The 22,342-nt window shown below is 67.0% G+C and carries 19 protein-coding genes and 1 riboswitch; of the genes, 14 read left to right on the top strand and 5 right to left on the bottom strand.

Annotated elements, in window-relative coordinates:
* The first annotated feature begins 12 nt into the window (after nucleotides 1-12).
* Nucleotides 13-642 (top strand): 16S rRNA (guanine(966)-N(2))-methyltransferase RsmD, encoded by a 630-nt coding sequence (gene rsmD / locus ACJJV6_RS19340; protein ID WP_354176767.1) that lies wholly within the window; start codon nucleotides 13-15, stop codon nucleotides 640-642.
* A gap of 3 nt (nucleotides 643-645) precedes the next feature.
* Here the strand turns inward: rsmD and ACJJV6_RS19335 are convergent, their stop codons facing one another.
* Nucleotides 646-1,434 (bottom strand): spermidine synthase, encoded by a 789-nt coding sequence (locus tag ACJJV6_RS19335; RefSeq protein ID WP_009356565.1) that lies wholly within the window; start codon nucleotides 1,432-1,434, stop codon nucleotides 646-648.
* On the bottom strand, nucleotides 1,434-2,657 hold the full coding sequence (locus ACJJV6_RS19330; protein WP_407709587.1) for an aminotransferase class I/II-fold pyridoxal phosphate-dependent enzyme: 1,224 nt from the start codon (nucleotides 2,655-2,657) through the stop codon (nucleotides 1,434-1,436). Before ACJJV6_RS19330 ends, ACJJV6_RS19335 begins: the two co-directional genes overlap by 1 nt.
* A 43-nt stretch (nucleotides 2,658-2,700) precedes the next feature.
* Between ACJJV6_RS19330 and coaD the strand changes: the two genes are divergently transcribed.
* The 7 genes from coaD to ftsY all read left to right on the top strand — a co-directional run bounded on the left by coaD (nucleotide 2,701) and on the right by ftsY (nucleotide 10,812).
* Nucleotides 2,701-3,201 (top strand): pantetheine-phosphate adenylyltransferase, encoded by a 501-nt coding sequence (coaD, locus tag ACJJV6_RS19325; protein WP_035751802.1) that lies wholly within the window; start codon nucleotides 2,701-2,703, stop codon nucleotides 3,199-3,201.
* A gap of 123 nt (nucleotides 3,202-3,324) precedes the next feature.
* On the top strand, nucleotides 3,325-3,849 hold the full coding sequence (locus ACJJV6_RS19320; protein ID WP_009356568.1) for a DUF177 domain-containing protein: 525 nt from the start codon (nucleotides 3,325-3,327) through the stop codon (nucleotides 3,847-3,849).
* A gap of 36 nt (nucleotides 3,850-3,885) precedes the next feature.
* Nucleotides 3,886-4,089, top strand: coding sequence for a 50S ribosomal protein L32 (rpmF, locus tag ACJJV6_RS19315; protein ID WP_009356569.1), 204 nt, complete (start codon nucleotides 3,886-3,888; stop codon nucleotides 4,087-4,089).
* A gap of 21 nt (nucleotides 4,090-4,110) precedes the next feature.
* Nucleotides 4,111-4,839, top strand: a complete 729-nt coding sequence (rnc, locus tag ACJJV6_RS19310; RefSeq protein WP_354176770.1) for a ribonuclease III — start codon at nucleotides 4,111-4,113, stop codon at nucleotides 4,837-4,839.
* A gap of 3 nt (nucleotides 4,840-4,842) precedes the next feature.
* Nucleotides 4,843-5,814 carry a bifunctional DNA-formamidopyrimidine glycosylase/DNA-(apurinic or apyrimidinic site) lyase gene (mutM, locus tag ACJJV6_RS19305; RefSeq protein ID WP_009356571.1) on the top strand — a complete coding sequence of 324 codons (972 nt, stop codon included), beginning with the start codon at nucleotides 4,843-4,845 and terminating at the stop codon, nucleotides 5,812-5,814.
* Nucleotides 5,815-5,935: 121 nt separating this feature from the next.
* Complete coding sequence (gene smc, locus ACJJV6_RS19300; RefSeq protein ID WP_407709586.1) at nucleotides 5,936-9,520, top strand: chromosome segregation protein SMC; 3,585 nt, start codon at nucleotides 5,936-5,938, stop codon at nucleotides 9,518-9,520.
* 83 nt (nucleotides 9,521-9,603) lie between these two features.
* Nucleotides 9,604-10,812, top strand: coding sequence for a signal recognition particle-docking protein FtsY (ftsY, locus tag ACJJV6_RS19295; protein WP_407709585.1), 1,209 nt, complete (start codon nucleotides 9,604-9,606; stop codon nucleotides 10,810-10,812).
* Nucleotides 10,813-10,883: 71 nt separating this feature from the next.
* On the opposite strand, the gene ACJJV6_RS19290 is transcribed toward ftsY, so the two are convergent.
* A complete protein-coding gene (locus ACJJV6_RS19290; protein ID WP_354176774.1) occupies nucleotides 10,884-12,125 on the bottom strand; it encodes an MFS transporter in 1,242 nt (413 codons plus the stop codon).
* Between the two features lie 226 nt (nucleotides 12,126-12,351).
* Here ACJJV6_RS19290 and ACJJV6_RS19285 point away from each other — a divergent pair, with 226 nt between their 5' ends.
* Nucleotides 12,352-13,716, top strand: a complete 1,365-nt coding sequence (locus ACJJV6_RS19285; protein ID WP_009356572.1) for an ammonium transporter — start codon at nucleotides 12,352-12,354, stop codon at nucleotides 13,714-13,716.
* Entirely contained in the window at nucleotides 13,713-14,051 is a 339-nt protein-coding gene (locus ACJJV6_RS19280) for a P-II family nitrogen regulator (protein WP_009356573.1), read from the top strand. The genes ACJJV6_RS19285 and ACJJV6_RS19280 overlap by 4 nt, the downstream gene beginning before the upstream one ends.
* Before the next feature lie 153 nt (nucleotides 14,052-14,204).
* Here ACJJV6_RS19280 and ACJJV6_RS19275 read toward each other — a convergent pair whose 3' ends face one another.
* Nucleotides 14,205-15,608, bottom strand: coding sequence for a glucose-6-phosphate dehydrogenase (locus ACJJV6_RS19275; protein ID WP_133346414.1), 1,404 nt, complete (start codon nucleotides 15,606-15,608; stop codon nucleotides 14,205-14,207).
* Between the two features lie 84 nt (nucleotides 15,609-15,692).
* Here ACJJV6_RS19275 and ffh point away from each other — a divergent pair, with 84 nt between their 5' ends.
* Nucleotides 15,693-17,276 (top strand): signal recognition particle protein, encoded by a 1,584-nt coding sequence (gene ffh, locus ACJJV6_RS19270; RefSeq protein WP_407709584.1) that lies wholly within the window; start codon nucleotides 15,693-15,695, stop codon nucleotides 17,274-17,276.
* Between the two features lie 116 nt (nucleotides 17,277-17,392).
* Complete coding sequence (locus tag ACJJV6_RS19265; RefSeq protein WP_035751806.1) at nucleotides 17,393-18,127, top strand: alpha/beta hydrolase; 735 nt, start codon at nucleotides 17,393-17,395, stop codon at nucleotides 18,125-18,127.
* 67 nt (nucleotides 18,128-18,194) lie between these two features.
* On the opposite strand, the gene thiC is transcribed toward ACJJV6_RS19265, so the two are convergent.
* Nucleotides 18,195-20,024, bottom strand: coding sequence for a phosphomethylpyrimidine synthase ThiC (gene thiC / locus ACJJV6_RS19260; protein WP_354176776.1), 1,830 nt, complete (start codon nucleotides 20,022-20,024; stop codon nucleotides 18,195-18,197).
* A riboswitch (TPP riboswitch) is annotated at nucleotides 20,019-20,126 on the bottom strand. Its footprint overlaps the gene before it by 6 nt.
* 80 nt (nucleotides 20,127-20,206) lie before the next feature.
* On the opposite strand from thiC, the gene ACJJV6_RS19255 reads away from it, so the two are divergent.
* Nucleotides 20,207-21,295 (top strand): amidohydrolase family protein, encoded by a 1,089-nt coding sequence (locus ACJJV6_RS19255; protein WP_009359297.1) that lies wholly within the window; start codon nucleotides 20,207-20,209, stop codon nucleotides 21,293-21,295.
* An 89-nt stretch (nucleotides 21,296-21,384) separates the two neighbouring features.
* Nucleotides 21,385-22,260, top strand: a complete 876-nt coding sequence (locus tag ACJJV6_RS19250; RefSeq protein WP_009359298.1) for a VOC family protein — start codon at nucleotides 21,385-21,387, stop codon at nucleotides 22,258-22,260.
* Nucleotides 22,261-22,342: the final 82 nt, after the last annotated feature.

The following is a 22,342-nucleotide window of genomic DNA, read 5'->3' as shown; positions in this document are numbered from 1 at the left end:
CAGGAGGCCAGAATGAGCCGGATCATAGCCGGTGCCGCCGGCGGCACCCCGCTGTCAGCGGTTCCGGGCTCCTTGACCCGCCCCACCACCGACCGCGTCAAGGAGGCACTGTTTTCCCGCCTTGACGCTTTCGACGTCATCTCCGGCGCCCGGGTGCTGGATCTTTATGCCGGCTCCGGCTCGCTGGGAATCGAAAGTGGCAGCCGCGGCGCACAGTCCGTGGAGCTGGTGGAATCCGATGCCAAGGCCAGCGCTGTCTGCCAGCGGAACGCGGACCTCCTCAACGGGGTCCTGGGGCGCAAGGCGGTAACGGTGCACCGGTCCAGGGTTGAGCCGTTCCTGGAGCGTGCCGCACCGGCCACAACCTGGGACCTGGTCTTCCTGGACCCGCCATATCCCCTTGAGGAGCTGGCAGTGTCCGCTGTGCTGGCGAAACTGGCCCCGCATCTCGCTCCGTCGGCGGTCGTCGTGGTGGAACGCTCATCCCGTTCGCCGGAGCCGGAATGGCCCGGAAGCCTGGCACGGTTCGCGGAAAAGAAATACGGCGAAACCAGGCTGTGGTTTGCCGAGCCGAATGTGCCGGACGCAATTGCCGGCGATGATATCCCGGAGGCGGCAGAGGCGGAGGGGCAAAGCCAATAGGCGTCAGCCCGCCAGGGGATCGAGATCCACTCCGGCGAGCACCCTGGCGGGGTGCGGGCCGCGGGCCGTGAGTTCCACGGACCACTCCCTTGGCCATGGCACCTGTGTGCCCGCCAGTATGATGTTGCCGGGGTACCGGCCCTCGAACATGCCCGCTTCTGCGATGGCGGCCACATCGGCCATCGCCTGCCGCATCGCGGTCACCTGGCTGCGCACCAGCGTCAGGCCCGGCTCGTCGCCCACGTTGACCACCAGCACGCCCTCCGGGCCCAGCTTCTCCCGCGCTTCCCGGTAGAAGCCGGCGCAGGCAAGATGGGCTGGTGCTTCAGGCCCCGAAAAAATATCGAGGATGATGACGTCGAAGCTGAGCTCCGGGTCCAGTTCATCCAGTGCATCCCTGGCATCCCCGGTAATGGTGTGGAGATCCGTTCCCTCCGGGAGAGGAAGCTGGCGCAGGACAAAATCGAGCAGTTCACGCTCCAGTTCCACTGCATACTGCAGTGACCCCGGCCGGGTGGCCTGGATGTAACGGGCCAGCGTCAGTGCTCCGGCGCCCAGGTGCAGCGCCCGGATCGGTTCTCCCGGCGGGGCTGCAAGGTCTACCAGGTGCCCGATCCTGCGGAGGTACTCGTAGAAAATCTCTTCCGGGTGGCCCAGGTTGACGTGGGACTGTTCGGCGCCGCCGATACTCAACACATAGCTGCCCTCCGTGAAGCTGTCAGGATCAATAGCTGCGTGCTGGCCCGTGCTGCGCAGGAACCTGGTGGCATGGCCCGCATTCCCGGCGGACATCAGAGCTTTTCGCTGAGGGTGGCCAGCCTTCCGGCTGCTTCCTCAAGGACGGCGGCCTTCTTGCAGAACGCAAACCGGAGCAGGCTGCGCGTCCGTTCCGCTCCTTCCGGGTGGCAGAACACCGGGACCGGTATTGCCGCCACGCCCACCAGGGCAGGCAGGCGCCTGGCAAGGTCCACCGAGTCCGTGATGCCCAGGGGGGCCGTGTCCACGTTGACGAAATAGGTGCCCTGCGGGGAGAAGACATCAAAGCCGGCGGCGCGCAGGCCGGCACTGAGGATGTCCCGCTTGCGCTCCAGGTCAGCGGCGATGCCCTTGAAGAAGTCATCCGGCAGGGCCAGTCCGGCTGCAATCGCCGCCTGGAAGGGCGTCCCGGAGCTGTACGTGAGGAACTGCTTCACGGTCCGCGCCGCCGCCACCAGTTCCGCCGGGCCGGAGAGCCAGCCCACTTTCCAGCCGGTGAGCGAAAAGGTCTTTCCGGCCGAGGAGATGGTGATGGTCCGCTCTGCTGCCCCGGGAAGGCCGGCCACCGGGGTGTGGCTGACGCCGAACGTCAGGTGCTCATAAACCTCGTCCGTGATGATGATGCTGTCGTACTTCCGGGCCAGCTCCACGATCCGTTGCAGGACGCTGCGCGGGAAGACGGCCCCGGTGGGATTGTGGGGATTGTTGAGCAGCACAACCCGGGTCCGTTGGCTGAAGGCAGCTTCGAGGGCGGCCATGTCCGGGAGGAAGTCCGGCGCCGCAAGCGGTGCCGTCACATGGGTGGCACCAGCGAGGCCGATCACCGCCCCATAGGAATCGTAAAAGGGCTCGAAGGTGAGCACTTCGTCGCCGGGGCGGGCGAAGGCAAGGAGGGACGCGGCGATGCCTTCGGTGGCTCCGGTGGTGATGACCACCTCTGTTTCGGGGTCCGGGGCCAGGCCATAGAAGCGCTCCTGGTGCGCCGCCACCGCCTCCCGCAGCAGCGGGAGGCCCTTGCCCGGGGCGTACTGGTTCGCCCCTGAGCTGATGGCGGCGCGGGCCGCCTCACGGATTTCCAGCGGACCGTCCTCATCCGGGAAGCCCTGGCCCAGGTTGATCGCTCCGGTACGGACGGCCAGCCCGGTCATTTCCTCGAAGATCGTCACGCCCAGTCCGCCGTCGGGCGCCAGGAGATTGGCGCCGAGCGCCGTGCGCTGCCAGGGGGCAGGAGCTGGGGAAGGTTCCGGTCGAGGATGCATCAAGTCATGTTATCCCGGGCTTTTAATGGGGTAGGTTCGGAGCATGAGACGAGCTGTCTGCCCAGGATCCTTCGACCCCATCCACAACGGCCATCTTGAGGTTATTGCGCGGGCGGCCGGCCTTTTTGATGAAGTCATTGTGGCCATCTCCACGAATTACGCCAAGAAGTACAGGTTCACCCTGGACGAGAGGCTGGAGATGGCCCGGGAAACCCTGGCCTCGCTCAAGGGAATCGTTGTTGAGCCCGTGGGGGAGGGCCTGCTTGCGGAGTACTGCCGCCAGCGCGGTGTGTCCGCGATCGTGAAGGGGCTCAGGTCCTCTTCGGATTTCGACTACGAACTGCCCATGGCAACCATGAACCGCCAGCTCAGCGGCGTGGAGACCGTGTTCCTGCCCGCAGAGGCCCACTATGTCCACCTGTCGTCCACCCTCATCAAGGAAGTGGCCGGCCTGGGCGGCAGCGTGTCCGACTATGTGCCCAGGTCTGTGCAGCGGCGGATGCTTGCTGGCGAGCCTGCGCAGGATCAGCAGCCCAGGCGGTAGGCTTGTCCGGTACTTCGAGCCCGCCGGCACCCCGGTTTGAGTCCCCGGGATTCTTCAGGCTAAAATAGTACGTCGGTCATATGTTCAACAGGAGTTCTCATTAAAAGAGATGCTGGTTCGCCCTTGGTGTTCGATGTCAAGGATCTCGGTCGAAGCCCGGGAAGCATGCGGACGCTGAAGGAACATGTACCCGCACCAAGTGATCTTGGTGTGCCGCTCATTGGTGTTCAGGAAGGCTCGGATGTCGAGCTGGATCTGAGGCTTGAGGCCGTACACGAAGGAATTCTGGTATCAGGAACCGCCCTCACCGAAGTAACCGGTGAATGCGGCCGATGCCTGGATCCCCTTGCGTATGACCTGGAGGTCAATGTGCAAGAACTTTTCTTCTACGAAGGCGCTGAGCTTTCGGACGGAGAAGATGATGAAGAGCAACGTCGAGTCGAGCACGATCTAATCGATCTTGAACCGGTGTTGCGGGACGCGGTTGTTACCATGCTGCCGTTCCAGCCGGTGTGCCGGGAAGACTGCCAGGGCCTTTGCTCCGAATGCGGAGCTCGCCTGGAAGACGAGCCGGGGCACCACCACGAGGTCATTGATCCTCGCTGGGCTGCCCTAGCTGATATGGCTAAGCCTGACCGGCAAAATTGATTTGTACGTGTTTGTCTAGAGAGAAATGAGTTAGCCGTGGCTGTTCCCAAGCGGAAAATGTCTCGCTCGAATACCCGCGCCCGCCGCTCGCAGTGGAAGGCGACCGCCCCCCACCTGGTGAAGACCGTTGAGAACGGCCAGGTTACATACAGCCTGCCGCACCAGGCGAAGGTCGTTACCGACTCTGCTGGCACTGCGCTGTTCCTTGAGTACAAGGGCCGCAAGGTCGCTGACGTCTAATCGGCCACTCAGGCTGACCAGATGTCTTCAACTGAAGAGCTTCTGAAGCGTCTCGGTGTCACTATTGACGCCGGGACGCTTCGTCTTGCGCTGACACACCGTTCCTACGCCTACGAGAACGGCGGCATTCCCACCAACGAACGGCTCGAATTCCTGGGTGACTCCATCCTGGGGTTCTCGGTGACGGATGCCCTCTACCGGGACAATCCGGACCTTCCCGAAGGGGACCTGGCAAAGCGGCGGTCCGCAGTGGTCAGTACCCGTGCCCTGGCCAACATCGGGCGCAGCCTCGGCATCGGCGAGTACATCTACCTTGGACAGGGCGAAAAGCTCACCGAAGGCAAGAACAAGGCGTCGATCCTGGCCGACACCATGGAGGCGCTGATCGGTGCCACCTACGTGTCCAATGACATCGAGACCGCCCGCCAGCTGGTCATGCGGCTGATTGGTCCGCTGCTGAAGGACGCTGCCGTGCTGGGCGCCGGTACCGACTGGAAGACCAGCATCCAGGAGCTTGCGGCCAGCCGGCAGCTGGGCACCATCCACTACGCGGTGGACGGCGCCGGCCCGGACCATGCCCGGACGTTCACGGCGGTCCTGAACATTGGCGGGACGGCCTACGGCAAGGGCTCCGGCCACTCCAAGAAGGAAGCGGAGCAGGAAGCCGCCGCCGACGCCTGGCGTGTCCTGTCCGGAGCCAAATCCACCGACGCATCCGGCACGTCGGCTGGTTCCGTAGCAGCGAAGTAGCGCATGCCCGAACTGCCCGAGGTGGAAGTGGTGCGCCGCGGCCTGGTGAGCTGGGTCCGTGGCCGCACCATCGAAGCCGTCGACGTCCTGGACCCGCGTTCCATCCGGCGCCATGCCCTGGGAACCGAAGATTTCATCGGCAATCTTGAGGGTGCGGTGGTGGCGGACGTCGTGCGCCGGGGCAAGTTCCTGTGGATGCCGCTGCTGGACCGCGCCGGCCTGCAAGGCCGGCAAATGAACGGAAGCGGCGACGTCCCGGCGGTGGCGCTGATGGCGCATCTTGGAATGAGCGGCCAGCTCCTGATGCAGGACCGGGACGTTCCCGACGAAAAGCACCTCAAGGTGCGGTTCCGGCTCAGCCGCAGTGACGGCATGCCGGAACAGCTGCGGTTCGTGGACCAGCGGATCTTCGGCGGACTGTTCGTCACGGCGATGGTCCCCACGGACGACGGCGGTCCGGGCGGCCTTGCCGAGTCCCCCCTCGCACTGATTGCGGAAGAGGCTGCGCACATCGCCCGGGACCCGCTGGACCCGGCCTTCTCCTTCGACCTCTTCTTCCGCCGCCTCCGCAAGCGCAAAACCGGACTCAAGCGCGCATTGCTGGACCAGGGACTGGTCTCAGGAATCGGTAACATCTACGCCGACGAAGCCCTGTGGGCTGCCAAACTGCACTATGCCCGGCCCACCGACACCCTGCGCAGGGCCGAGGCCGAAAGAGTCCTGGAAAGCGCCCGCCAGGTCATGCTTGACGCCCTTGCCGCGGGTGGAACCAGCTTCGATTCCCTCTACGTCAACGTGAACGGTGCCTCCGGCTACTTCGACCGGTCACTGAATGCCTACGGCCGCGAAGGTGAGCCCTGCAAGCGGTGCGCCGCAGCAGGAATCCACGCCACCATCCGCCGGGAGCAGTTCATGAACCGCTCATCCCACACCTGCCCGGTCTGCCAGCCGCGGCCGCGCAACGGACGCTGGTAACCGCCTGCAACCGGGACCACTTGCGGGGGACAACCGCGGGAATCCGGGACTTTGGCCGCGAACCCAGTAAATTTGGGAGTTCCAAGCAGCAGCTGCAGCCACCGAGGAGATCCGAAACGCCTTGCACCTCAAAAGCCTCACCGTCCGGGGGTTCAAGTCCTTTGCGTCGGCAACCACCTTCGACTTCGAGCCGGGGGTCACCGCGGTAGTCGGCCCCAACGGTTCCGGCAAGTCCAACGTGGTGGACGCGCTGGCCTGGGTCATGGGGGAGCAGGGCGCCAAGACCCTTCGCGGGGGCAAGATGGAGGACGTCATCTTCGCGGGCACCTCGGGCCGGCCTCCGCTGGGCCGGGCGCACGTGTCCCTCACCATCGACAATTCCGACGGCGCCCTGCCCATCGAATACAGCGAAGTCACCATCTCCCGCACCCTCTTCAGGACCGGCGGGTCTGAGTACGCCATCAACGGGGCATCGTGCCGCCTGCTGGACATCCAGGAGCTGCTGTCCGATTCAGGACTTGGCCGGGAAATGCATGTGATCGTGGGCCAGGGGCAGCTGGACCGGGTCCTGCACGCCACACCGGAGGACCGGCGCGGTTTCATCGAGGAGGCCGCCGGCATCCTCAAGCACCGGCGCCGCAAGGAACGGACCGTCCGCAAGCTCGAGGCGATGCAGGCGAACCTCCAGCGCCTCACCGACCTCACCGGCGAACTCCGGCGCCAGCTCACGCCGCTCGGCAAGCAGGCCGAGGTTGCCCGGCGTGCGCAGCGGGTCCAGTTCGATGTCCGCGACGCACGCGCCCGCCTTCTGGCCGACGACCTGGTCCAGTTGCAGCTCGCCCTGGAACAGGACGTCGCGGACGAAGCCGCCCTCAAGGCACGGCGCGGCGTCGTTGAACATGAGTTGGAAACCGGCCGGCGGCAGCAGGCAGCACTGGAGCAGATGGCGGCAGAGGCCACGCCCAGGCTCAACGCAGCCCGGGACACCTGGTACCAGTTGTCCGCCGCCCGGGAGCGGCTCCGGTCCCTCGGATCGCTTGCCCGCGAACGCAGCCGCCTGCTCGGCTCGGCTGACGCCGCGCCCGCCTCCGGCCGGGACCCGGAACAGCTGGAACGGCAGGCTGCCCGGGTGCGCGAGGAACTGGCCGAACTCGAGCGGACGATTCTGGACCGGCGGAGTGCACTGGAAGCGGCCACGTCGGCAAAAGCCGGGGCCGAGCAGGCCGCGACCGCCGAAGACCAGCGGCTCACGGTCCAGCTTCGCGCCGCTGCTGACCGGCGGGAGGGCCTGGCAAGGCTGGCCGGGCAGGTGGCGGCAGCCAGGTCGCGGGTGGAATCCGCACAGGCTGAACTCGGCAGGTTGCGGGAATCGCTTGCGGCCGGGGTGGAACGCCGTGCCCGCGCCCAGGAAGAGTTCACGGCGCTGGAAAACCAGGTGGCGGGAGTTGAAGAGGGCGAGGAATCGCTCGACGCCGACTATGAGGACGCCAGTGCTGCGCTGGAGGCAGTCCTTGACGACATTGCGCGCCTCAAGTCCGAAGTCAACGAGGGCATCCGCAAGCGTGATGCCCTGGCGGCGCGCAGGGACGCACTCAAGCTCGGCCTGGACCGCAAGGACGGTGCACGGCACGTCCTGCAGTCCGGCGTCGCAGGCATCGAAGGCAGCGTCGCAGGGGAACTGGCGGTGGAACCTGGATACGAGACCGCCATCGCCGCGGCGCTGGGGGAGGCCTCCGATGCTGTGCTGGTGCGGGACGCCGAAACGGCGGCCACTGTCCTGCAGCTGCTCAAGGACGACGACGCCGGCCGCGCCACGCTGCTGCTCCGGTCCGCCGCCGAAGCCGGGCAGGGCAGGAACGCGGACAGCCTGCCGGCCGGAGCCCAGTGGGCCGGCGACCTGATTGGCGGCAGCGGCCCCGGCCCGGACGTGGCCAGGCACCTGCTGTTCGGGACCGCCATCGTCGAAGATATTGCAGCGGCAATTGCACTGGCATCCAGCCGGCCCAGGATCAGCGCCGTGACCCGTGCCGGTGACATCCTCACCGCCGTCTCTGCCACGGGAGGCTCCGCCAAGGCGCCGTCGCTGCTGGAGGTCCAGGCCGCCGTCGACGACGCCGCACAGCAGCTTGCAGTCGTCACTGCGGCCATCGAGCAGAACAGGTTCGCCCTGGCCGGCGCCGAAGCACGCCGCGCCGAAGCGCAGGAACGGGCGGACGCCGCCCTCGACCGGCTGCACGAGTCGGATGCCCGCCTTGCCGCCGTCGCGGAACGGCTGGGCCACCTCAACTCCGTCCTCCGCAGCGCCGCCGGCGAGAGCGACCGGCTTGCCGCCTCCCTCGCCAAAGCCGAAGCCAACGTGGCGTCGGAACAGGAAGCACTCGCGGCCGTCGCCGCCCGCCTTGCCGCGGCGCAGGAGGCACCGGTGGAGCAGGAACCGTCCACTGGGCACCGGGACGCGCTCGCCAGGGCGGCGTCCTCCGCCCGGGCCGCCGAGGTGGAGGCGAGGCTGGCGCTGCGCAGCGCCGAAGAGCAGCTGGCCGCCACCCGCAACCGCGTTGCTTCCCTGGAACGTGCGGCCGCCACAGAGCGCCGTGCCCGGGAGGAAGCAGCCGAACGGGCCAGGCGCCGGCGCATCCAGGCCCGGCGTGCCGCGGCAGTCGTGGCCGCGGTCGAGGCCGCGCTCCGCCACGTGGATGTTTCCGTCGCGATCGCCGCAACTGAACGGGACCGCGCCGAAGAGAACCGTGAGCTGCGCGAGCAGGGCCTGAAAGACGTCAGGAGTACCAATGATGCGCTGGCCCGGGAACTCGCCGAGCTGACAGACAACGTGCATCGCGACGAGCTGGCCCGCGCGAGGCAGCGTGCGCAGATCGAGGCGTTGGAAACCCGGTCGGTGGACGAACTCGGCATCACTCCGGACGCCCTGGTCAGCGACTACGGGCCGCACGTGCCGGTGCCGGTCCCGGCAGAGGAAAGTGGGGACAAATGGGCCGCCCTGCGGGCCCCCGTGGACGCCGGCGGGGAAGAAATCCTGGAAGGAAAACCCTTCAACCGGTCAGAGCAGGAAAAGCGGCTCCGGAAAGCCGAACGCGACCTCGCCAGCCTGGGCAGGGTAAACCCGCTGGCACTCGAGGAATTCGCGGCACTGGAGGAACGCCACCAGTTCCTCAGCACCCAGCTTGAGGACCTTAAGGCTAGCCGCAAGGACCTGCTGGACATCATCAAGGAAGTGGACCTTCGCGTCCAGCGCGTCTTCACCGAGGCGTTCGAGGACACCCAGGCGCAGTTCGTCAGGGTCTTCGAACGGCTCTTTCCCGGCGGCGAGGGACGGCTGGTCCTCACCGACCCTTCCGACATGCTTACCACCGGCATCGACGTCGAGGCGCGCCCGGCAGGCAAGAAGATCAAGCGGCTCTCACTGCTCTCCGGCGGCGAACGGTCCCTGACCGCCGTTGCCCTGCTGGTGGCGATCTTCAAGGCCCGTCCCTCACCCTTCTACGTGATGGACGAGGTGGAGGCCGCCCTTGACGACACCAACCTGGGCAGGCTCATCACCATCTTCGAGGAACTGCGGGAGTCAAGCCAGCTCATTGTCATCACCCACCAGAAACGCACCATGGAAGTCGCTGACGCCCTGTACGGCGTCACGATGCGGGGCGACGGCGTCTCCACGGTGATCAGCCAGCGCCTGGGGGCCGACGCGTAGCGCCGCGGTCCGGGCCCCGTTGCGGCGGGGCGGGCGCCGCGGAGCCGCCAAAGGCGCCTGCTTCGTTGTGAGAAGCTAGGGGAGTGAATGACATCCTTCCCATTATTCTGTCCATTGTTGCTGCCCTGGCGGTTATCGGCGGGCTGATTCCTGTCCTGCTGAAGACTCGGAAGAACATCACCCAGTACCCGGGCACGCGTGATGCAAACGACCCCGAAGTGCAGTCCGGCGGCAGCACGCTCGTCGATGAACGCCCGGTCCCGGCGGCGGACCGGAAGGCGCCGGCCGGCGTCGACGTCGCGGACCTGGACACCACCACGGTCCCGGACGATGCGGCCGGGCTGGAAGTCATCCCGGTGGAAACCCCGCTGCCCGTCGCAGGGCGCCTGGTCCGCCTGCGGGAGCGGCTTGTCCGCTCCAACAACATCATGGGCAAGGGCCTGCTGGCCCTGCTCTCCAGCGACAAGATCGACGAGAACGTCTGGGACGAAGTCGAGGAAACGCTGCTGCTGGCAGACCTTGGGACCGAACCCACCATGCAGCTGGTGGACGCCCTGCGCGAGCGGGTCAAGGTGCTGGGCACCCGGACACCCGAGCAGGTCAAGGCACTGCTGCGGGAAGAACTCATCAAGCTTGTGGACCCGACGATGGACCGCAGCCTCAACGTCCAACGGCACGCCGACAAGCCGGCCGTCATGATGGTGGTGGGTGTCAACGGCGTGGGCAAGACCACCACGGTGGGCAAGCTCGCCCGAGTGCTGGTCGCCGAGGATAAGGACGTCCTGCTGGGAGCCGCGGACACCTTCCGCGCCGCTGCCGCCGAACAGCTGGCAACCTGGGGCCAGCGGGTGGGGGTTCCCACGGTGAAGTCGGACATCGACGGCGCCGATCCGGCCTCCGTTGCCTATGAGGCCGTCAAGGCGGGCATCAACCAGGAAGTCGATGTGGTCATGATCGACACCGCGGGCCGCCTTCAGAACAAGGTGGGCCTCATGGACGAGCTCGGCAAGGTCAAACGCGTCATCGAAAAGCTCGCCGAGGTGGACGAGGTCCTGCTGGTCCTGGATGCAACCACCGGCCAGAACGGCCTGAACCAGGCCCGGGTCTTCTCGGAAGTGGTCAATATCACCGGCATCGTCCTGACCAAGCTGGACGGAACGGCCAAGGGCGGCATCGTCGTCGCCATCCAGAAGAGCCTGGGCGTCCCCGTGAAGCTCATCGGGCTGGGTGAAGGGGCGGACGACCTCGCCCCGTTCGAAGCCGAAGGCTTTGTTGACGCGCTGCTGAACTAGATGCAATTCAACTAGCGGTGTCCGGAGCCGGTACCCGGGCCTTGACCAGGCCGGGTGCCGGCTCCCGGCTTTTAAGGCTTCGCCTGGCGCAGGGTTTCGCGCGTGGCCAGCCACGTGCAGGCCGCCACCAGCATGATGCCGCCGGTTACGCCGAAAGCCCAGCCGAAGCCGAGCCGGTCAGCCAGGACGCCGGCCAGGACCGGCCCCGCGATCGCGCCGACGTCGGACACCATCTGGTAGACCGCAAGTACCTTGCCGCCGGACCGTCCGTTGCCGATCACGTCCGCAACGGCAGCCTGCTGCGCGGGGCCGAACAGCCCCGACCCGATTCCGGCCAGCGCCGAGGCGGCCAGGAACCACCACAGGTCCTGGGTGAAGCCGATGCCCGCAGTAGCCAGCCCCGCCACCAGCAGGCCCCAGATCATCATCGGCTTCCGTCCCAGCGTGTCGGCCAGCCGCCCCGAGACGGTCAGGGCCAGCGCATTTCCACCGGCGAAGACTGCCAGGGCAATGCCCGCAGCTTCCGGTCCGGAACCAAAGGCAGCAGCCGCAAAGAGTGGAACCGTGGCCATCCGGACTCCAAACGTCGCCCATCCGTTGGCGAAGCTGGAGAACAGCGCCGACCGGTAGGCCCCGGTTGCCAGGGCTTCGCCGAACGGCATGTCGGGGGCCTTCGTCCGCCCCTCAGTTGACCCGCGGCGCTGGTGGCTCAGCTGGGTTTGGACCACGACGGCGGCCACCACCAGGGCGGCGGCATAGGCCAGGAACGGAATGCGGAGGCCGAACCCGGCCAGCAGGCCGCCCACGATGGGTCCACACACATTGCCGACCAGGAACGCGGACGCGTAGGCCCCGGATACCCGGCCCCGGCTCTCCGGCGGGGCCAAGCGCACCACCAGCGCCATGGAGGCGACGGTGAACATCACCGACCCGGCACCGCCCAGCCCGCGGAAGAGCAGCAACTGCCAATAGTTCCCGGCGAAGGCGCAGGCTGCCGTGGAGGCCGCCACGATCAGCAGCCCCGCGACATAGACCGGCCGCTCACCCAGCCGGCCGATCAGCGTGCCGCCCGCCGGCGCAAAGATCAGCCGCATGAAGGCGAAGATGGCAACGATCACCGCAGCCTCGGTGTTTCCTACCCCGAAGGTTGTGGCGAATTGCGGCAATACGGGCGCAACAAGCCCGAATCCGAGGGCAATCAGGAACGCCGCAACCAGCATCACCTTGATATCGCGCGGGAGCTTGTCCCGCCGTGGCCGAAGGCGGGCCAAAATCCTTGATGTGGCGCCGCTCACGCGGGGTGCTGCAGTCATGAAGCGAAGTTCCTTGCACAGTGGGTTGCGGGGGTGCGGCTGGGGTAGTGAAACACAACCGTAACAACCCGGATATGCACCATTTACTTCCTAGAGGTTCTTGTAACAGACCGGCAATCTAAATCCTCTCCGGGCGAAACACGCCGCCGACACACTTTTTACAGGACGCAAAAGGCGTTGGCAGGCGGAAGACTCCGCAACATTCGGATGAGAGAGGACGTGCACCATGGAACTTACCGCAGGTCACGTATGGCTCATGGTGGCGGCAGCGCTCGTGCTGCTCATGACACCAGGTCTGGCATTTTTCTACGGCGGCATGACCCGTGCCAAGGCAGCACTGAACATGATGATGATGAGCTTCATCTCCATCGGCATCGTGAGTGTTGTGTGGGTACTGTGGGGCTACTCCATGACGGGCGGTGACGGCTTCCTGCAGATCGTCGGGAACCCGTTCGCGAGCTTCGGCCTCGAGGGAGTCAACACGGCGGATTCGCCGGACGGCCTCATCCTGGTGGGCTACGGGGCAACCTTCGCCATTATCACCGTGGCCCTGATCAGCGGCGCAATCGCCGACCGCGCCAAGTTCGGCGCATGGAGCGTCTTCGTGCCCGTCTGGGTCACCCTGGTGTACTGCCCCCTTGCCTACATGGTGTGGGGCGGCGGCCTCTTCGGTGAGGAAGGCGCCATCGGCCAGGCGCTCGGCCCGGCCATCGACTTCGCAGGCGGCACTGTCGTCCACATCAACGCCGGCGTGGCGGCCCTGATCCTGGTCCTCATCATCGGCAACCGCAAGGGCTTCGGCAAGGACCCCAACCACCGCCCGCACAACATCCCGTTCGTCATGCTCGGCGCTGCCATCCTGTGGTTCGGCTGGTTCGGCTTCAACGGCGGCCTCGCCTCTTCCGCAGAACAGGGCGGCCTCATCTGGGTCAACACCCTCGCCGCTCCCGCCGCCGCGATGCTCGGCTGGCTTGTTACCGAGCGCATCCGCGACGGACACCCCACGTCACTCGGTGCCGCCTCCGGCGTGGTTGCCGGCCTGGTTGCCATCACCCCGGCCTGCGCCAACGTCAGCCCGGTGGGTGCCCTCGGCCTCGGCGTCGTGGCAGGTGTGGCTTCCGCCCTCGCAGTCGGCCTCAAGTTCCGCTGGGGCTTCGATGACTCGCTCGACGTCGTCGGCGTGCACCTTGTGTCCGGCATCATCGGCACGGTGGCCCTGGGCTTCATCGCCCTCCCCACCGACGGCGTGGGCGGCGGCCTCTTCTACGGCGGCGGCATGGCCCAGATGTGGGCCCAGCTCGCAGCGGCCGGCATCGCCATCGCCTACTCGGCAATCCTGACGCTCATCATCGCCCTTGCCATCCACAAGACCATGGGCTTCCGGGTCTCCCAGGAACAGGAAACCGTGGGCGTGGACCTGAGCCTGCACGCCGAAACGGCATACGAGTTCGGTGTGGGCGGCCACGGCGGCTCCTTCCAGCCGCTGCACGACATGATTACGGGCAAGGGCCAGCAGGACTCCGCTGCGCAGCCGGCGAAGGCTGCACAGCAGAACGAATCAGCAACAGGTAAGGAAAGCGTGGGGGCATGAAACTGATCACTGCAATCGTCAGGCCGGAAAAGCTCGAAACAATCCGGGAAGGACTGGAAGCCTACGGCGTACAGGGCCTGACGGTCAGCGCGGCCAGCGGTTACGGCCGGCAGCGCGGCTACACGGAGGTCTACCGCGGAGCGGAATACAACGTGGATCTCCTGCCCAAGATCCGGGTGGAGGTGCTGGCCACGGATGAGCAGGCGGACGACATCCTGGACGTGATCATCGCCAGCTCCAACACCGGCCGCGCCGGGGACGGCAAGGTCTGGACAGTGGACGTCTTTGAAGCCGTCCGGGTCCGGACCGGCGAACGCGGAGTAGCCGCAATCTAGGCAGGGCAGTCAGCAGGCAGAGAAAAACGGGCGGGATACCGGAAGGTATCCCGCCCGCTTTTGCTGTCCCGGAAAGCTGCTGTACCCCGTAAGCCGCTGCGCCGGTGCCGGTGCCGGGAAGCAGGCAGGGGCAGGCCCAGGACGGCGTGCGGCCTACCCGCGCCGTCCGGTGGTGGGCCACGCTGCGGGACCGGCCGAGCCGGCGTCGTACTCCTCAAGCAGCACCGCGTCCTGCTGCCACGCCGTGAGCACAGGCTCAACGATCCGCCAGCATTCCTCTGCCGTGTCGCCCCGGACCGAGAGCAGCGGATCGCCCGCCAGCACCCCTTCGAGGACTTCCCCATAGGGAAGCAGGTCCGACGCACTGAGTTCGGTTTCGAGAGTCGCGCGGCTGAGGCTGAAAATATCGCCCGGACCGTTCACGTCCACGTCGAACTGCAGGGTGTCGGGACCGAAACCGATCCGCAGCTGGTTGGGGGAGTCAACACCCGTGAAGCCCGCGGGAAGGTGCGGCACCGGCCGGAACGTGACAATTGCCTCCTTGCGTTTGGCGCCGAGGGCCTTGCCCGAACGGAGGATGAAGGGGACGCCCTTCCACCGCCAGTTGTCGATTCCGACCTCGATCTCGGCGAGGGTCTCGGTTCCGCGCTTCGGGTCCACGCCGTCTTCCCTGGCATAGTCGGGGACATTCTTCCCCGCTGCCGTCCCGGCTGTGTAGCGTGCCCGCCGGGTGCAGGCGGCCAACGGGGTGTTGACGCTGCTGGCGCGCAGTACGGCGGAGATGGCGTCCCGCAGGTCGCGCTCGCGGATGGTGGCGGGAGGTTCGATGGCCAGCAGCGCCATGATCTGCAGGAGGTGGCTCTGGATCATGTCCCGGAGGGCGCCGGCGCCGTCGTAATAGCGGGCGCGTCCTTCCAGGGCGAGGTCCTCGTCGAAGATGATTTCCACCTTTTCGACGTGGTGCCGGTTCCAGACCGGCTCCAGGAAGTTGTTCGCGAAGCGCAGCCCCAGGATGTTTAGCACGGTGGCCTTGCCGAGGAAATGGTCCACCCGGTGGACGTGGTCCTCGGGGACGAGCCGCACCAGCGTCCGGTTGAGGGAGCGCGCTGATTCCTCGCTTGAACCGAACGGCTTCTCCATCACCAGCCGGGTCCCGGGCGGGACATCCTCCGGCCGCAGTGCTTCGCAGGCAAGCTGGCTGATCTTCGGGGGGAGCGCGAAGTACACTGCCACCGGTCCCTCAAGGCTGTTCAGCAGCGACGCCAGGGACCCTGCGCCGGTGACATCCAGCTGGTGGTAGACGGTCTCCTTCTCCAGCGCCTTCAGCGCATCCCTGCCGTCCGCGCCGGCAGCCTCGGCGGCTGCCGTGAATGAGGACTGCACGCGTTCCCGCCACTGCTCCGGGGTCCAGGGGTCCGACCCCGCCCCGACGAGCCGGAGCCCGCCCGCGCGTCCCCGTGCCACCAGGCGCGCCAGGCCGGGAAGGAGCAGCCGGCCGGTCAGATCCCCAGAAGCGCCGAGGATGAGCAGGGTTTTTACAGTTGTTTGGCTCGTCATTTTGCCAGCATGCCATCTGGCGGGCCCGACTTGGTACCCTAGATAGTCGAGTCCCGATCATCTCCTGAAAGAAGTGCGCGGCGCGTGTTCAATTCTCTGTCTGACCGGTTGACAGCAACCTTCAAAAATCTCCGCGGCAAGGGCCGCCTCACTGAGGCCGACGTCGATGCCACAGTCCGTGAGATCCGCCGTGCCCTCCTGGACGCGGACGTTGCCGTTCCCGTGGTGCGTGAATTCACCGGCAGGGTCCGCGAACGCGCATTCGGCGCCGAGGTGTCGGCAGCGCTGAACCCGAGCCAGCAGATCGTCAAGATCGTCAACGAGGAACTTGTCGAAATCCTCGGCGGCGAAACCCGGCGCATCCGCCTCGCCAAGAGCGGCCCCACCGTCATCATGCTGGCGGGCCTCCAGGGTGCCGGTAAGACCACACTCGCGGGCAAGCTCTCCAAGTGGCTCAAGGCCCAGGGGCACAGCCCCATGCTGGTGGCCTGCGACCTCCAGCGCCCCAACGCCGTCACCCAGCTCCAGGTGGTGGGCGAGCGGGCCAAGGTGCCCGTCTTCGCTCCGCACCCGGGCGCCACCTCCACTGAGCTCGACCAGCCCGCGGGCGATCCCGTGGCCGTGGCCCGCGCCGGCGTCGAGGAAGCCCGCCAGAAGCTGCACGACGTCGTCATCGTGGACACCGCCGGCCGGCTGGGCGTCGACGCCGACATGATGGAGCAGGCGCGCCAGATCCGCCGGGCCATCGTGCCGAACGAAGTGCTGTTCGTCATCGACTCCATGATCGGCCAGGACGCCGTGAACACGGCACTGGCCTTCGATGAGGGCGTGAACTTCACCGGCATCGTCCTGTCCAAGCTCGACGGCGACGCCCGCGGCGGTGCCGCGCTTTCCGTCGCGTCGGTCACCGGCAAGCCGGTCATGTTCGCCTCCACGGGTGAAGGTCTGGACGACTTCGAGCTGTTCCACCCGGACCGGATGGCCTCGCGCATCCTGGACATGGGCGATGTCCTCACGCTCATCGAGCAGGCCGAGAAGTCCTGGGACAAGGAAGAAGCCGCCCGGATGGCGAAGAAATTCGCTGACCAGGAGGACTTCACCCTGGAGGACTTCCTCGCCCAGATGCAGCAGATCCGCAACATGGGATCGATGAAGAAAATGCTCATGATGATGCCGGGTGCCCAGAACATCCGCCAGCAGCTGGAGCAGTTCGACGAGCGCGAGATCGACCGCGTGGAAGCGATCGTCCGCTCCATGACGCCGCATGAGCGCCTGGCTCCCAAGATCATCAACGGCTCGCGCCGCGCCCGCATCGCCCGCGGTTCCGGTGTCCACGTCTCCGAGGTCAACGGCCTGCTGGAGCGCTTTGCCCAGGCCCAGAAGATGATGAAGAAAATGGCGCAGGGCGGCATGCCGGGAATGCCGGGCATGCCGGGCCTTCCCGGTGCCGGCGGCGGGGCGCGGAAGAACGCCAAGAACGCACCTAAGAAGAAGGCAAAGTCCGGCAACCCGGCCAAGGCAGCCCAGGAGCGGAAGGACGCCGAGGCCCGCCGGGCCAACGCCGCCAAGGCGCTCCCGACCGGTGCAGCCTTCGGCCAGCAGTCCGGCGACTTCGACCCGTCCCAGCTGAACCTGCCCAAGGGCTTTGACAAGTTCCTCGGCAAGTAGCAGCCTCCACCGGCTGGCCGGCAGGGGATGCTTCCGCGGCACGCCCGCCGGGCATCGGCTGTTGGCCGCCCCGGGCGGCTCCCGGGGAAGTCGGTGCCGTGGAATAGGGTTGGGACATGTTCAAGCAGAGGGTAGTGTTCGTGCACGGCGCCGGAAGTTACGGTGCCGCAGCATGGCCGCGCCAGCACGGCATGGCGCTGTCCTACGATGCCCTGTTCCTGCGCCGCCACGGCTTCGATCCCGTCGCCGAACCTGTGGAATCCTCGTTCGCCGCGGATACCGCCATCGTGTTGAGGTCGCTGGCAGATGACGGGCGCGGCGCCGCCGGCGGCCACATCGTTGCTCACGCCCAAGGCGCCATCGCCGCCATGATGGCTGCCGTGGAACGGCCGGATCTCGTCTATTCCCTGACCCTCGTGGAACCGGCATGCCTGTCGCTGACGGCGGAACTGCCGGCCACGGCGGCGCACATCAGCCTCATGAAGCCGTTGTTCGAGGTGCGGCACCAGCTCAGCGACGAAGACTTCCAGCGCGAATTCGTGCGGCGGGTCTATGCCACAGACCTGCAGGAACCGGCCACCGCGGAGGAGAAGCGGTCCGCCCGGCGCCTGCGGCTGCAGGCGCCCTCCTGGGAGGCGCCGCTGCACATCGTTCCCGGGGTCCCTACCCTGGTCCTGACCGGTGGATGGGAACCGCTGTACGAGGAAATTGCCGGCTACCTCCGCGAAACCGGAGCCGTGCACCGCACTGCTGCCGGCGGGCACCGGCCGCATGATTCCCCCGACGGGGACCGGGCCGTCCGCTCCTTTATCAGCGACGTCGGCAGGGCCCGGTCCGCCCGCGCCTCCTGACGGAGCGCCCGGGCTTCCCCTCCGTCCGGCCGGCCCCCAATTGCCAGCCGGACGAAGGGGAAGGTTTCTACGGGGAGACCGCCTCGGGCAGCCGCGGCTCCGGCAGGTAGACCTTGCCGCCCGACGCCAGGAATTCCTGGCTCTTCTCCCGCATGCCGGTTGCCCGGTCCGCCAGGGCTGCCTGCGCCTCCGCGGACCCGTATTCGTCCCGGATGTCCTGGCTGATCCGCATGGAGCAGAACTTGGGCCCGCACATGGAGCAGAAGTGTGCCGTTTTGGCCGGCTCCGCGGGAAGCGTCTCGTCATGGAAGGCCTCGGCGGTCACCGGATCCAGTGACAGGGCGAACTGGTCGCGCCACCGGAATTCGAAGCGCGCCTTGGACAGGGCGTCATCGCGTTCGTGCGCGCCGGGGTGGCCCTTCGCCAGGTCCGCAGCGTGCGCTGCAATCTTGTAGGTGATGACCCCCGTCTTGACGTCGTCCTTGTTGGGCAGGCCCAGGTGTTCCTTCGGTGTCACGTAGCAGAGCATCGCGGTGCCGTAACGGGCGATTTCCGTGGCGCCGATGGCTGAGGTGATGTGGTCGTAGCCGGGTGCCACGTCGGTAACCAGGGGACCGAGGGTGTAGAAGGGCGCACCCTTGCACAGCTCCTGCTGGCGCTCCACGTTTTCACGGACCAGGTGGAAGGGGATGTGCCCGGGACCTTCCACCATCACCTGGACGTCGTACTCCCAGGCGCGCAGGGTGAGCTCGGCCAGCGTGTCCAGTTCGGCAAACTGGGCGGCGTCGTTCGCGTCGGCCGTGGCACCCGGCCGCAGACCGTCGCCAAGCGAAAACGCGACGTCGTACCTGGCGAAGATCTCACACAGCTCATCGAAGTGTGTGTACAGGAAATTCTCCTGGTGGTGCGCCAGGCACCAGCCGGCCATGATGGAGCCGCCGCGCGACACGATGCCCGTGACCCGGTTTGCAGTCAGCGGCACGTAGCGCAGGAGGACGCCGGCGTGCACCGTCATGTAGTCCACGCCCTGTTCGCACTGCTCAATGACGGTGTCGCGGAAGATCTCCCAGGTCAGCTTGTTGGCTTCGCCGTTGACCTTCTCCAGCGCCTGGTAGATGGGCACGGTACCGATCGGTACGGGGGAGTTGCGGATGATCCATTCGCGCGTGGTGTGGATGTCATCACCGGTGGAGAGGTCCATCACGGTGTCCGCGCCCCACTGCGTGGCCCACTGCAGCTTGTCCACCTCTTCCGCGATGGAACTGGTGACCGCGGAGTTGCCGATGTTGGCGTTGATCTTCACCAGGAACGCCTTGCCGATGATCATCGGCTCCGACTCAGGGTGGTTGATGTTGCTGGGAATGATGGCGCGGCCCGCCGCCAGTTCACTGCGGACCAGCTCCACGTCGCAGTTTTCGCGCAGTGCCACGAAGCGCATTTCGGGGGTGATGATGCCCTGCCGGGCGTAGTGCATCTGGGTTACCGTCCGGCCCCCGACGGCGCGGCGGGGCACCGGCTGCGCGCCCTTCCACTCGGCTGACGCGGCGCCGCGGCGGACGGCCGAGCGGCCGTCGTCGAGCAGGTTCCTGCCCCTGCCGCTGTACGCCTCGGTATCTCCCCGCCCGGCGATCCATGCTGCCCGGAAGGGCGGCAGCCCCCTCACCGGATCACTGCCTGGCCCGGCAGTCCGGTAGGTGCGGAAAGGCGGGTTCGCGTCTCCGTTGGGGGACGGTTCCAGGGAGATTTCCGTTACGGGAACCCGGATGCCCGATCCATCGTCGATGAAGGCCAGCGCATGCGACGCCAGGGACCGGGTGGCAGTTGCTGGTTTCCCCTCCGGCAGCACGTTCCCGGACTGGTTTTGGGCAGGGCTCAGCTGTTCATTTGGTGTACTCAAGGAATACTCACTTCCTTCGCCGGCATTACCCGGACAGGTTCGACGGTCGCAGGCTGCCTCAGCCCGATCTCAGCCCCTGCAGGGGCACCCGTGTGGTCAGGAACGAAGCTACCACAGCCGGTCCGCCGATCCTTGTCACAACTGCCGGTGTTAGCCTGACTGGCGACGAAAAAGGGGATCCGATGCCGGAAATCATAGAATTCAGCGGCCCTGTGCTGACCGGGCCGGCCAGCGAACACCGCGGCCTGTGGTCCGTGGACGGGGCGCTGACATTTGTCCGCCCGCAGCAGGCTCCGGGCCGGGTGCTGGACGGCTGGGTGCTGCCCGGCCTGGTGGATGCGCACTGCCACATCGGGCTGGGGCCGGAGGGTCCGGTGGACTCCGCTGCCGCGGCGGACCAGGCCCGTGCGGACCTGGCTGCCGGCACGCTGCTGGTGCGTGACGCCGGCTCGCCGGCTGACACCCGGTGGATGCAGGGCGGCCGGGACTTCCCGGTGCTGATCCGGGCCGGGCGCCATGTGGCCCGCACACGCCGCTACCTCCGCGGCTTCGCTGACGAGGTGGAACCGGAGCACCTCGTGGAGGCCGTGCGCAAACAGGCCCGCGACGGCGACGGCTGGGTCAAGCTCGTCGGGGACTGGATCGACCGCGGGGCCGGGGACCTGGCACCCTCGTTTCCTGCCGCCGTCGTCCGGGATGCTGTCCGGGCCGCCCATGACGAAGGCGCCCGGGTGACTGCCCATTGCTTCGCCGAAGACACCCTCGACCAGATGCTGGATGCGGGCATCGACTGCATCGAGCACGCCACCGGCCTCCTGCCCCGGCATCTTCCCCGGTTTGCGGAACAGGGCGTGCCGATCGTCCCCACCCTGGTCAACATCGCCACGTTCCCCGATATCGCTGCGCAGGCACGGCACAAATTCCCGCGCTACGCGGCGCACATGATGGCCCTGTGGGAGCGGCGCCTGGAGCGCGTGGGTGAGGCCTACGACGCCGGCGTGAGGATTTTCGCAGGGACGGACGCCGGCAGCGTCATCAGGCACGGGCGGATCGCCGACGAGATCCTTGCCCTGCACCAGGCAGGCCTGCCCATGGCGGCTGCGCTGGACGCCGCCTGCTGGTCGGCACGGGAGTGGCTCGGAGCGGACGGCGTGGCTGAGGGGGCGCGTGCCGACGTGGTTGTCTGCCGAAAGGATCCGCGTACCCGCCCGGAGGCCGTCCGGGACCTTTCCCACGTGGTGCTGGGAGGCCGCATCATCTCAGGGCCATAAGAAGGCTCTTGGAATAAATTGAAGCTTCAAGTAATTTTAACTGTGACAGGCCGTGTCCTCCGTGCGGCCGCCAGTACAGGGAGCATTCAATGACCGCAGAAGCCACCAGCCAGGACCTTCTTCCTGCCGACCTCACCATGGGCACCGTGATGCTCAAGGTCGGTGACATGAAGGTCATGACCGACTACTACCAGCGCGCCCTCGGCCTCGACGTTGTTGCCGAGCAGGACGGCGGCCTCTACCTCGGCCGCCTCCGGAAGCCGCTTGTCCACCTGGCGCCCGCGCCGGGGCTGAACCTTCCGGGCAGGGGGGAGGCGGGCCTCTTCCACACTGCGCTGCTGTTCGAGGACCAGGCCTCCCTCGCCGCAACCGTCGCCACCGCCGCACGCTTCAACCCGCACTCGTTCACCGGCAGCGCGGACCACCTTGTCAGCGAGGCCTTCTATTTCACCGACCCCGAAGGCAACGGCATCGAGCTGTACTGGGACCGGCCGCGCAGCAACTGGTCCTGGAACGGGACGGACGTGGTGATGGACAGCCTGGCGCTGCCGCCGCAGCGCTACCTTGAGCAGCACCTCACGGAGGAATCCCTGGAAGGACAGCACACCACCGCGGCCGGCGTCGGCCACGTCCACCTCCAGGTGGGCGACGTGCAGTCCGCCCGCGACTTCTACGTTGGCATCCTCGGCTTCGAGAAGACCGCGGGGTGGCACGGGCAGGCCCTCTTCGTCTCAGCGGGCCGGTACCACCACCACATGGCCATGAACGTCTGGAACAGCCGCGGCGCCGGCCCCCGGAAGGACACGCTGGGCCTTGGCGAGGTCCTCATCGAAGTGCCCGCGGGTGACGACGTCGGCGCGCTGGCTGACCGCCTGAAGGTCTCCGGAATACCGTCCAGCCACACCGGGGCGGAGTTGCTGTTCGAGGACCCGTGGCGCAACAACATCCGGGTGGCAGTACGCTGACCCCGGCGCCCCCGTACTAGGCTGAAACCGAAAGGCCGGTGCGGGTGACCGCCCCGTCCGCCGCACTTTCGACGGAAGGTTA

It is taken from the genome of Arthrobacter nitrophenolicus (assembly GCF_045833485.1).
In the GTDB taxonomy this organism is placed as follows: domain Bacteria; phylum Actinomycetota; class Actinomycetes; order Actinomycetales; family Micrococcaceae; genus Arthrobacter; species Arthrobacter nitrophenolicus.
Note: the sequence above shows the minus strand (reverse complement) of the source record. Positions and strands in the feature narration are given on the sequence as shown.

What these genes read in the sequence shown, in the direction of transcription:
- ACJJV6_RS19250 (WP_009359298.1), top strand. Translation starts at nt 21,385, where the DNA reads ATGACCGCAGAAGCCACCAGCCAGGACCTTCTTCCTGCCGACCTCACC.
- ACJJV6_RS19265 (WP_035751806.1), top strand. Translation starts at nt 17,393, where the DNA reads ATGTTCAAGCAGAGGGTAGTGTTCGTGCACGGCGCCGGAAGTTACGGT.
- rsmD (WP_354176767.1), top strand. Translation starts at nt 13, where the DNA reads ATGAGCCGGATCATAGCCGGTGCCGCCGGCGGCACCCCGCTGTCAGCG.
- ACJJV6_RS19290 (WP_354176774.1), bottom strand. Translation starts at nt 12,125, where the DNA reads ATGACTGCAGCACCCCGCGTGAGCGGCGCCACATCAAGGATTTTGGCC.
- rnc (WP_354176770.1), top strand. Translation starts at nt 4,111, where the DNA reads ATGTCTTCAACTGAAGAGCTTCTGAAGCGTCTCGGTGTCACTATTGAC.
- ACJJV6_RS19280 (WP_009356573.1), top strand. Translation starts at nt 13,713, where the DNA reads ATGAAACTGATCACTGCAATCGTCAGGCCGGAAAAGCTCGAAACAATC.
- ACJJV6_RS19275 (WP_133346414.1), bottom strand. Translation starts at nt 15,608, where the DNA reads ATGACGAGCCAAACAACTGTAAAAACCCTGCTCATCCTCGGCGCTTCT.
- mutM (WP_009356571.1), top strand. Translation starts at nt 4,843, where the DNA reads ATGCCCGAACTGCCCGAGGTGGAAGTGGTGCGCCGCGGCCTGGTGAGC.
- ACJJV6_RS19335 (WP_009356565.1), bottom strand. Translation starts at nt 1,434, where the DNA reads ATGTCCGCCGGGAATGCGGGCCATGCCACCAGGTTCCTGCGCAGCACG.
- coaD (WP_035751802.1), top strand. Translation starts at nt 2,701, where the DNA reads ATGAGACGAGCTGTCTGCCCAGGATCCTTCGACCCCATCCACAACGGC.
- ACJJV6_RS19255 (WP_009359297.1), top strand. Translation starts at nt 20,207, where the DNA reads ATGCCGGAAATCATAGAATTCAGCGGCCCTGTGCTGACCGGGCCGGCC.
- ACJJV6_RS19285 (WP_009356572.1), top strand. Translation starts at nt 12,352, where the DNA reads ATGGAACTTACCGCAGGTCACGTATGGCTCATGGTGGCGGCAGCGCTC.
- ACJJV6_RS19330 (WP_407709587.1), bottom strand. Translation starts at nt 2,657, where the DNA reads ATGCATCCTCGACCGGAACCTTCCCCAGCTCCTGCCCCCTGGCAGCGC.